The sequence below is a fragment of the Candidatus Zixiibacteriota bacterium genome, assembly GCA_035574315.1.
GTDB lineage: Bacteria > Desulfobacterota > Binatia > UBA9968 > UBA9968 > DATLYW01.
Genome location: DATLYW010000005.1, coordinates 40,128 through 50,261, shown reverse-complemented (window position 1 = coordinate 50,261; position 10,134 = coordinate 40,128). Strand labels below are relative to the sequence as shown.

Sequence of the window (10,134 nt, the reverse complement as noted above, 5' to 3'; positions counted from 1 at the left end):
CCGTTTAATTGCCGCATCCCCCTGCTGAGATTCCCCTCCGGAGTTTCGATCATCAGATGATAGTGATTGCCCATCAAGCAGTACGCATAGCAGCGCCAGCGATACCGAAAGATCACTTCGCCCAACAGATCCAAAAAGGCCTTGCGATCCCCATCGTCCTCGAAGATCGGCTCCTGGCGGTCGCCACGAGAGGTGACGTGATACAGAGCGCCGGGATATTCAATCCGCAAGGGCCGAGCCATAGAGGCCCCATCCTATAACACAAAGACGTGATAGTACAATGCTAGACCTGACCCCAGCTTGACTGACTTGACTGGACTTGATCCGTCCCGCTTCTTATGGAATCGCCTGAATCTTCCGGATGAAGGCCTTGGCTTCCTCGGAAGAGATTCCATTCGAGGGATCAGGCCAATGGGGCCAGAAACTCCGGAAGGATTCATCGGGCTCCACAATCCGGACCCCCTGCTTCTTCAGGACCTCGATGGCCCGCGTCTCGGCGTCGAAGTTCCGGGCGCTGCAGCGATCCGCCATCCGCTTCGCCCAGGCGGACAGGGCTTGACGCCGGTCTGGACTCATACCACTCCACATGTCGGCATTCACTGCCAGCGCCATGAAATACCGCTGGATGTCCACCCGCGTGAGATAGGGCACGACCTCTGCGAGGCCCGCCCGCACGGCCTGGATCGGCGTGACCGACGCGGCGTCTTCAATCTCCGACTTCACGCGGGACACGAAGCGGGAGTACCTTTCAGTGTTTTCCGGCCGTCCATCGAACGCGGGATGGAAAAAGGCCTTGGACGCCCTTTTCAAATCGTCCGCACTGGTCAACGGCCGTTTTCCCATCATGTATGAAGTTCCAGCGTATATGAGGGCGAGCGGGCGAATTCCCTCAGCTTTTTCCGCCTCCGCCTCCAAGAGGGCGCTGCGCGCGAAAGCCTGAAAGTGGCCGAGGTCGCGGAACACGAAAGGCAGCTGGATCGCCTGCAGAACGTCCTCACTGCTCCGATAGTTGAAAAAACCCAAAAAAATGAGCGTCAACTCCGGAAAATTGAGCTTGAGCGTCAACTCCGGGACACCTTCTCCTTCAGGTTCAATCCGGTAAGGGCCGTCTTTGGCGGCGGCCAGAATCCGGGCGCACTGGACTGCCTCCGCCACCTCGGGGAAGCTGAGCCGCAGGGTGGCCTGGGCCTGGGCCCGGGAGGGAGCCGGCCACGCCCCGAGGAGCATCCCGCACAGGAGAGCCGCGATCCCCGCCGAACCATTGCGCTTCATTTTCCCTCCATACGGATTACCGGATCGCCTGGATTTTGCGGAGGAAGACCCTGGCTTCTTCGGAAGGCGCGTCTTCCGCCGCGTCCGGCCGCTCAGCCTCGAAGGCTTGGTGGTTCGGCTCGACGATGGTCACGCCCTGCTTCTTCAGGGCCTCGATGGCCCGCGTCTCGGCGTCGAAGTTCCGGGCGCTACAGCGATCCGCCATCCGCTTCGCCCACGCCGAAAGTGCCTGACGCTGGGGATGCCCCATTTCCCGCCAGGCGGAGACGCTGACGGCCAGGGCCATGAAATAGCGCTGGACGTCGATCAGGTTGTAATGGGACGCGACCTCCGAAAGGCCAAACCGGAGCGCCTCGATGGGCGTGAAGACCGCCGCGTTGATGACCCCGTGCTTCAGGGCGGACAGTAAGTTGTCGTTATACACATACGGAAACGCCCTAAGCCGCTCGCCCCTTGCTCTCCAAAGCTTGAGGTCCATGATTGAGTTCACCCTCAGGCCGTCGAGGTCTCCCGGCTCCCGGACCGGTTTTCTTGCAGCGAGGTACGCCGTTCCCGCGTAGGCGACGGCCAGGGGGCGGAGGTCCTCGGCCCTGCCCGCTTCCTCCTCGAAGAGGGGGCTCCTCGAAAAAGCCTGGAAGTGGGCTAGGTCGCGGAACACGAAGGGTCTGATGATCGCGGCCAGACCGGGCGTTCCGTTCGAAGAAAGATAACCCACCGGAGCGAGCACGATGGACGGCTGCTCCTTCGCGAGTCGGACGGCCTCGACGGCGGGCAGAATTGCATGAAGCTTCAAAACCTTCTGCTGCAGTCGGACGGGCGCATCCCCGGCCGACGCCAGAAGCCGCGCGCACTGGGCGTACTCTTCAAGTTTGGGAGGGTATAGGAGCTCCATGACAGGCTCGGCAAAAGCTGGGGAGGCCAAAACCATTGTCGCGAGGAACAAGAAGGCCCATGCCAATCGCCGCATGGAAAAAACTTCTCTTATCATTTCAAGGCCCGAAGCTCGTCCCACCCTCCCGGCCGTCCAGCCGGGACCGCCCTTGGGCGCCGGGGCCTTGGCCCTCACTTTCGCCGCGTCGAAGGGAAAGATGCGGACGCCCTTTGACTCAAGCTCCTTGAGCGCCCGCGTCTCGTCGTCGCAGCTGGCCCGGCTGCAGATGTCCGCCGCCCCGGAGAACCACACTGCCAGCCCCATCCGCCGTTCCGGCGGGAGGACGCTCCAGGCCGTGGACTGGACCGAGAAGAGGATCACGTCGGTGAGGAAGCCCGTCAGGCAGGCGTTGCCGGCGGTGTCAAAAAGGCAAGCCGCCCGCCGTCACGCAAGCACAACAATCCTTTACTGTCCGGCTCATGGAGAACAGAGCTTCCTGCTCAAAACGGGTTCCGGCGCTCGGGGACGTGACCTCCGGCAGCGCGGGAAGCCTGCGGTCCTTAATTCCTGCTCTCCGCTGCGAAGCACCCGAGCTTCCGGCGACGATCAAGGTCCTGCATGCCCAGTATCAGTTGCTCAGCCGTGCCGAAGCCCCCCGCGATGGCCCGCTCGGCCCAGCGAGCCTCGTCCGACTGTCGGCACTCCGGGCGGGTGAGCTCCTGTCTGTTCGGCGGCTCCTCGGAAGGAAACCTGGGCCGGAGGTCGGGCTGCTGCTGAACCGGAGCGGCCTCTTCGAAAGCATTCACGCGAGGGGACGGAGCCGACGAAGGAGCCGCGACGGCAGGAGTTTGGCCCCCGGCGCTCTGCGGCTCCCTCTTCGCTTCCACCTTCGGCGCGCTGAACGGGCTGGCGCCCCGCTGCCAGGTGGACTCGCCGCTGAGGTTTCGTTCTCCTCGCGCCATCAACCTCGCGAGGCGCTCTCGCTCCTCCAACAGGCGTTCCCGCATTTGATCGCGATCCGGGCCGGGGGGCATGGCGGCCACGGCGTTGGCAAAGACCGCAAGTCGACTCTTCAGTGTGGCGGGATCGCGGGCCAGTTGCGCTCTCAGCAGCGCCCGGCGCGCCGCCTTCCTGGCTTCTTCTGCCTTTCTGGACTGGTCCGCTTTCTGGGCTTCGTCGCTCCCGCGCGCGCCCGCCTGCTGCTGGGTTGTCCCGCCGCCGCCCGCCAGGTCGTAGCACCCGCGCACGTCGGGCGGCACGGGGCCGAGGCCGCACCCGAAGGGATTTTCCCTCCCGCCTTCCCCAGAGGACGGGGAGAAGAGATCCTTCACCACCTGCTCTCGCTCAGCCTGTTTGGCCTTGTGCTGCTCCTCCCAGCGCTTGGTCTCCTCCAAGTGCCGCTTGCGCTCAAGAGCCTGGCGGGCAGCGTTAATGTGATTCTCCATGACGGCCATATTCCGGGCTTCGCCGTTCCGCGCGAAATACTGGTACCCACGCTGGAAGGCGTAGAGCGCCTGCTCGTACTGTCCGCTGTTGTAATAATCCACCCCCTCGCGCTCCGCTTCGCGGCCCAGGCGATTGTTTTCAGCGCGCTCCCGCTGTTCATTCTGCTGGTTCCATTCCCGGAGAGTGCCGAGGATGCCCTGCAATCCCTGAAGACCCTGCTGCCAGCGGTCGCCGCCGCCTCCACCGGAGTTGCCGCCACCGGAGGAACCGCTACCCCCGGAGGGGGGCCTCTCCCCATAACATATTGTGCGGCCAATGTTCATATCGAAATAGCAACAACTGCCGTAGTGACTAGGGACTCCAATCGGGCAGCGTGCCCAAGCCGGAGCCGGAACCAGCGCAAATGCAAAGAAAGCAACCGCACCGGCGGCCACGGCCGCCGCGAACCATCCAGATTTGTCCATGCCAGAGCTGCTCACTTCTGGACTACTCCCTTCTAACGTCCACAAATACGAGTTGAAGTGAAAACGGAAGTCGCGCTCAACAACAACGCCGAGAGAACCGCCACCTGGAAGAGAGGAAACGAATGACAGGAACTTCCTTCTGGGAGTCAGCCACCGAGAACTCAAAACTGCCTGCGACCGCCCATGCCAGGTCGCCTTCGAGAGCCAAAAACGGCCCTTACAGAACCAGAGACTTGCCCGCCAATCACCAAATTGGCGGCGATGATACCCGATAATCTGCGGTTACGTCAACACACATTCCGACACATCGGGTCGCCCCACCCGTTTACTTTTACTTTTTTCTCACCGCGTGTGCGCCAGGCATGGGCCGTGAGAGTCGGGGTCCTCCGGCGTCGGCCTCACGGAGTCTTTCGCTCGCTGCGGCGCAAGCGAAACGAGATTCAGAACGCCGTCGCCCCCTCGCTGCCCGGCGCCGCGCGACATGGTAGCGAGGAACCTGACGGATCTCCCTAGGCAGCTCGAAAGATCACTGCTTGAAGGCAGGCAAGCGGATCGAGAAAGCTCTCCCGAGTCCGTCAAAAATAAAAAAGGCCCTGAAAATTCAGGGCCTTTTTTATGGAGCGGGTGAGGGGTTTCGAACCCCCGACCTTATGCTTGGCAAGCATACGCTCTAGCCAGCTGAGCTACACCCGCGCTGTCTAAAGACCTACCTGAACGGCGTGCTTTTGTCAATTTAGGATTCCGGCGCGGCGACGCGCATCTGCCGCAGCCGGAGGTACTGCAGGTGATAGTTCACTCCCGACCACACGGCGATCACTGCCGACAGGCCGAGGAAATAAATCCCCGCCACGTAGAAGTCCACGCCCCAGTGCGGGTAATGGATCAGCAGCCCCACGACGGCGAATGCCTGGAGAATGAATTTGTATTTGCCCAAGTTGTCCGCCTCCATCACGATCCCTTCGCTCAATGCGATCGCGCGGATGATCGTCACAGCGATCTCGCGCGCGATAACGACCACCACCAGCCATGCCGGAACGCTCGGCTCCCCTATTCGATCCAGGGCCGCTAGCATGATCAGAGCGGAGGCGACCATCAGCTTGTCCGCGAGCGGGTCGAGAATCTTCCCCAGGTCGGACACGCTGTGATTGCGCCGCGCCAGATAACCGTCGAAGAAATCCGTGACCGAGGCGACCAGGAAGAGGGCAGCCGCCAGCAACCCCGACATCGGGTCCGGGTAGGTAAGAAGATAAACCAGCGCCGGGATGATCAGGATGCGAAAAAGGCTGAGCAGGTTGGGAACGGTCCAGACCACTGCGCTGCGTCTTCTCCTCCGTTCCAGGGCGACCCGGAACGGGACCGGAAGGACCGGCCAGCGGCCGGCGCACGCGTTCAGCGACGTTCCGGCTCCGGAGCCCCCCGGTTCTCGAGCTTACCAGCGTTAACTTATCCGATTCTCAAAACAGCGCAAGCCGGTTCGGTCAGGGTTGCGAGGTCGAGGAAAGCCGCACGGCGCGGCTCCGGTAGGCCTCGTAGAGGCGCAGCACGCGGCGGACGTATTCGCGGGTTTCCGCGAAGGGCGGAATGCCGGCGTACTTTTCCACCGCCTTGATACCGGCGTTGTAAGCCGCCAGGCTCAGCTCCAGATTTCCCTGAAAGCGGTCGAGCAGCAGGCGCAGATGCCGCACCCCGCCCTCGATGTTGTCGCCCGGATCGTAGACGTCGTTCACATTGTGCAGGCGTGCCGTCTCGGGCATGAGCTGCATCAGCCCCATCGCCCCTTTGTGCGAGCGCGCCACGGTGTTGAAATCCGACTCGGCCTTGATCACCGCGCGCACCAGCTCGGGGTCAACCCGATACCGGTGGGACGCCGAACGGATCAGCTCCTCGTAGGCTTCCGGACCGAACGTTCCCGCACCGAGCGGCCGCGAGCCCTGCTCGCGGATGACCCGCCGATAGCCCGGATGCGTGGGGACGTTGGTGAAGTTGAGAACGCCGTTTCTGTCGACGTAAACGTACACGTCCGCGGCCGCCGTGCCAAGGGCAGACAAAAGCAGCAAAAACGCCGCGAAAGCGATCCTTCCGGTGGGAGCTGTTATGACGCTCACAAAAATTGCGCGCAGGATAACCCGACGACCGGTTTTCTGTCAAACGATATCCGGGCTGGCCACGCGCCGACCGCAACCGGCCGGGGAAACGGAGGCCGAAAACGGTGCTACCGCGCGCCGAGGAGCTTTTCGATTACCGCCCGGTCACCCTCGAGAAAATCGAGAGCCGAAAGCCCCGCGCGCTCGACCCAGGCGATCCGCTCGAACGCGCGGTTCTGGACCTCGCCCGTATAGTCGTGGACGGCGTAGAAGCTGAGGTCGACACGGGTGCCGTTCGCGTATCGGTGCTCGTACCGCTGAAACTCGCTCAACCGGCCGGCCTCGATCGCGAGCTCTTCGCGGAGCTCGCGGCGCAGCGCCTCCTCGCGGTCCTCTCCCGCCTCGACCTTGCCTCCCGGGAATTCCCACTTCAGCGGGAACGCCGCGTCGGCGCGCCGCTGGCAGACGAGCAACCTGCCGTCGCGCTCGATGATCCCCGCGACCACCCGGACCACCTTCACGCGTCCGCCTTCTGCGCGCCGCGGCGCGCACCCGTTGACACCATGACGATTCGGCGTGATATTGCCACCATGCTACGAAGCGTGCTGGCGATCCTGCTGATCGCCGGCTGGATCGTCCTTTCCGGGATCGATCTGATCGAAGATCTCGCCTTCCCGGCGGGGCCCAGCGTCCACAGAAGCGCCGCCCGGATTGCGACCGGCCTCTCGAAGGGCGGTGCGCTCGCCAACAACCTCGTCGAATCGGCCGATCGGCCCCGGGCGCCGCTCACGACGGTTGCGATCCGCGGCACCGCCGTGCTTCTCGCCCCGGCGCCCGTCGCTCTTCTCAGGAACCTCAAGCTGCACAAGCTCAACCGGGTCTTTCTGATCTAAGCTTCACCCCATTCCTATTTCCGGCCGGAGAGGTTTTTCGGCAGGAGTCCGCAACCTCGTTTCGAACCGCGAGGCTTCTCCACGCCCGGTTCGTGCTACGGATTTCCGCCTCCGCTCCTTCAGGGGAAGTGGCGCGAGGCCGATTTTGCAAGGAGCCCGCCGGGCCGCTCGTCCGGCTTGCGGCAGAGTATCGTTCATGCGGGAGAAAGTCATGGAAGATTTTCCAATCTGGCTGAAGACCGTCGTGTGGCTGATCGTCGGGTTCGTCGTCGTCTACGCCGTCGCCGCGATCATCCACAGCGCCCTCGGATGATCGGCGCGGACGCGGCGCGCCGGTCTCGGCGCGCCGCGTCATGCATCCGCGACCGGGTCCACGAAAGAGACCAGGACCTTATCGATCCGCTTTCCGTCCATGTCGACGATCTCGAAACGAAAATTGTTCCACTCGAACCGGTCCGCCACGGCCGGCACCCGCCCCATCTGCGTGAAGAGAAACCCTCCCAGCGTCTGGTAAGCGTCTTTCTTTTCTCCGGGCAGGCTCTCCAGGCGAAAGATCTCCTTGAACTCGTCGACCGCGAGCATGCCGTCGAGAAGCCACGAGCCGTCGTGCCGTCTGACCGCCTTTGGCGCCGCACCCTTTTCCCCGAACGGCATTTCCCCCGCGATCGCCTCGAGGATGTCGTGGTGCGTAAGCAGCCCCTCGATCCCGCCGTACTCGTCCACCACCAGGACCAGATGGCTGCCGGACCGCTTGATGTGCTCGAGCACCTGCAGCCCGGTCATGCTCCGCGGCACGAATACAGGAGGCTGCAGTGAGCCCTTCAGGTCCACGGGCCGCCCTCCCAGCGCATTGGCGAGCAGATTCTTCGTGTGGGTGATGCCGATGACCTCTTCCAGGCTGCCGTTGCAGACCGGAAAGCGCGAATGGCCGCTCTCGAAAATCTTCTTGCGGAGTTGCTCGATCGAATCACCGACATCGAGCCAGACGATCCGGGTGCGCGGCGTCATCAGGGCGGGGGCGCTCTTGTCGCCGAGGCGGATCACCGCCTCGATCATGTCCCGCTCGGTCGCCTCGAACACCCCCGCCGCGGCTCCCCGGCGAATCAGGGTCTTGACCTCCTCCTCGGTGACCGGCGGCTGGCCGCCCGGGCGGATCCCCGCCGCCCGGAACAACAGCTCGGTGGATAACCCCAGCAGCCTCACCACCGGCGCGGAGACCGCCGAAACCAGCCGCATCGGCCTCGCCGTGGCGGCGGCGATCGCCTCGGCGTGGTTGAGCGCGATGCGCTTGGGAACCAGCTCTCCGAGAACGACGGACAGATAGGTGATGGCTGCGACCACGATCACCAGCGCGACCGTGTCGCTGTACGGGCCGAGACCCGGAATCACCTTCATGACCAGGCCCAGCTCGTGGGTGATCGCCCTCCCGCCGAAAGCTCCGGCGAGGATGCCGCTGAGCGTGATCCCTGCCTGGACCGTGGAGAAGAACTGGCTCGGCTGGCTCGCCAGCTCGAGCGCCGCTTTGGCGCCCGGCCAACCCTTGTCGGCCCAATCCTTGAGCCGCGATTTTCGCGCCGCGACCAGGGCGATCTCCGACATGGCGAAGACGCTGTTTGCGAGAATGAGCACGACAATCGCCATCAGCTCGAATTGGAGTTCTTTCATTGCGTATCCGGCCTCCGGCAGTCGCGGCGCGATCGTGCCGCTGGCGATGCCGCGGCCAGCTTAGCGTATTTCGCCGGCTGCGGAAATGACGGGTTAATAGTAATGGTTCGAGGTTCGAGGTTCGAAATAAAGACCGGGGACCGAAGACCGACGACCGGCACGAACCCGCCGCCAGAAGCAAGCGAAACAGGGGGTTTTTTCTACGGGGTTCGAGGTTCGAAGTTCGGGGTTCGAAGTGAAGACCGGCGACCGCCGCGCAGCGCCACAACGGCTTGAACGGAGCGAAGCGGTTGAACGGCTTGAACCGTTTGAACGGGAGCGAAGCGACCTATCAGCTTGACGCTCTCGCGACCGGCGGTATATGTTCCGCGAATCAAACCCGGGGAGGTTGGTCCCGTGAGCGAATCCTTCGCCGCCGCCGGCGGCCTGGTGTTGACGATCCTGCTCGGTCTGCTGTCCGCGGAATTTCTCAACGCGACCGTCAGGGTCGAGCTGCCCGAGCGCTACAAGAGCCTGGCCGCGCTCGAGCAGAAAGGCGGGGGCGCCTACCTCGGCCTCCTGGAGCGCGTTCTCTTCTTCATCGCCTTCTGGCTCGGACAGCACCTTCTCGCGGTCGGCTGGCTGGGCTTCAAGGTGGCGGCGCGCTGGGCGACCTGGGCCGTTCTGATCAGGCCACCGGACGCGGGCCAGATCGACGCGTTCCGTGACAGCGTCGACCTGAGCGCCCGCCTGCTCGGGCGGTTTCTGAACGGCACGCTCTACAACATTCTCTGCGCCGCGGTCGGGTTCGTAATCGGAAAATTCGTCTTCCAGTGACGATCAACAACACGTTTTCAGCTCCCCGTTTCCGGTTTTCGCCCGCGCCGGGTCTTCCGTTTCGGGTCGCTCATCGCCGTCCGGCGCCTTCCGCCCCAGGTCCATTTCTGCCGCGGAGCGACGGGTTGAACGGAGCAAAGCGTTTCTGTTTGACCGATCTTTCCATGCACCCCGGAGGAGACAACGATGAGACAGCGTCAGTTCACGGCCGTTGCGTTTTCGTGGCTGCTCGTTACCTCGCCCGCAGCCGGCGCCGTCGCGCCCGGCCGCTGGGAAACCCTGGGCCGCGTCGAGATCAACTTTCGCAGCGACCGGGATCGAATCGAAGTCGGAAGGCACGAGGGGCGCTTCAAGCAGCTCCGGTTCCGCGTCGAGGGCGCGCCCGTGGAGATCTATGACGTGATCGTGACGTTTCGCAACAAGGAGACGTTCCGGCCGGCGCTGCGCCACCGCTTCGAAGGAAGCGAGAAAGTCCGCGTGATCGATCTCCCGGGCGAGCGGAGGGCGATCCGTCACGTCGACTTCCACTACCGCAGCACCGACCTCCGCAAGGGAAAGGCCCGGCTGATCCTCTCCGGCCGCTAGGAGCCGACGGGCGGACAGAGCTCGCCGGGAGGCACCCG

11 protein-coding genes and 1 tRNA gene are annotated in these 10,134 nt (G+C 63.7%); 3 read left to right on the top strand and 9 right to left on the bottom strand.

Annotated elements, in window-relative coordinates; genetic code table 11:
• From VNN77_00770 to VNN77_00735, 8 genes are all read right to left on the bottom strand, one after another.
• On the bottom strand, window positions 1-242 hold a 242-nt coding region (locus VNN77_00770; protein HXG49922.1), incomplete at its 3' end, for a transposase.
• A 94-nt stretch (window positions 243-336) separates the two neighbouring features.
• Window positions 337-1,227 (bottom strand): TRAP transporter substrate-binding protein DctP, encoded by an 891-nt coding sequence (gene dctP / locus VNN77_00765; GenBank protein HXG49921.1) that lies wholly within the window; start codon window positions 1,225-1,227, stop codon window positions 337-339.
• Window positions 1,228-1,288: 61 nt separating this feature from the next.
• The gene (dctP, locus tag VNN77_00760; GenBank protein ID HXG49920.1) at window positions 1,289-2,524 is read right to left on the bottom strand and encodes a TRAP transporter substrate-binding protein DctP; all 1,236 of its coding nucleotides are present in this window, start codon (window positions 2,522-2,524) and stop codon (window positions 1,289-1,291) included.
• A gap of 179 nt (window positions 2,525-2,703) precedes the next feature.
• Window positions 2,704-4,053 carry a hypothetical protein gene (locus VNN77_00755; protein HXG49919.1) on the bottom strand — a complete coding sequence of 450 codons (1,350 nt, stop codon included), beginning with the start codon at window positions 4,051-4,053 and terminating at the stop codon, window positions 2,704-2,706.
• Between the two features lie 616 nt (window positions 4,054-4,669).
• Window positions 4,670-4,746, bottom strand: a tRNA-Gly gene (locus VNN77_00750).
• Between the two features lie 40 nt (window positions 4,747-4,786).
• Entirely contained in the window at window positions 4,787-5,365 is a 579-nt protein-coding gene (gene pgsA, locus VNN77_00745) for a CDP-diacylglycerol--glycerol-3-phosphate 3-phosphatidyltransferase (protein HXG49918.1), read from the bottom strand.
• Window positions 5,366-5,531: 166 nt separating this feature from the next.
• Window positions 5,532-6,158 carry a transglycosylase SLT domain-containing protein gene (locus VNN77_00740; GenBank protein HXG49917.1) on the bottom strand — a complete coding sequence of 209 codons (627 nt, stop codon included), beginning with the start codon at window positions 6,156-6,158 and terminating at the stop codon, window positions 5,532-5,534.
• 107 nt (window positions 6,159-6,265) lie between these two features.
• Window positions 6,266-6,658 (bottom strand): (deoxy)nucleoside triphosphate pyrophosphohydrolase, encoded by a 393-nt coding sequence (locus VNN77_00735; protein HXG49916.1) that lies wholly within the window; start codon window positions 6,656-6,658, stop codon window positions 6,266-6,268.
• Window positions 6,659-6,727: 69 nt separating this feature from the next.
• Between VNN77_00735 and VNN77_00730 the strand changes: the two genes are divergently transcribed.
• A complete protein-coding gene (locus VNN77_00730; GenBank protein ID HXG49915.1) occupies window positions 6,728-7,030 on the top strand; it encodes a hypothetical protein in 303 nt (100 codons plus the stop codon).
• A 351-nt stretch (window positions 7,031-7,381) separates the two neighbouring features.
• Here the strand turns inward: VNN77_00730 and VNN77_00725 are convergent, their stop codons facing one another.
• Window positions 7,382-8,695 (bottom strand): hemolysin family protein, encoded by a 1,314-nt coding sequence (locus VNN77_00725; GenBank protein ID HXG49914.1) that lies wholly within the window; start codon window positions 8,693-8,695, stop codon window positions 7,382-7,384.
• Window positions 8,696-9,091: 396 nt separating this feature from the next.
• Between VNN77_00725 and VNN77_00720 the strand changes: the two genes are divergently transcribed.
• Together VNN77_00720 and VNN77_00715 are read left to right on the top strand one after the other, a co-directional pair.
• Entirely contained in the window at window positions 9,092-9,511 is a 420-nt protein-coding gene (locus VNN77_00720; protein HXG49913.1) for a hypothetical protein, read from the top strand.
• A 186-nt stretch (window positions 9,512-9,697) separates the two neighbouring features.
• On the top strand, window positions 9,698-10,096 hold the full coding sequence (locus tag VNN77_00715; protein ID HXG49912.1) for a hypothetical protein: 399 nt from the start codon (window positions 9,698-9,700) through the stop codon (window positions 10,094-10,096).
• Window positions 10,097-10,134: the final 38 nt, after the last annotated feature.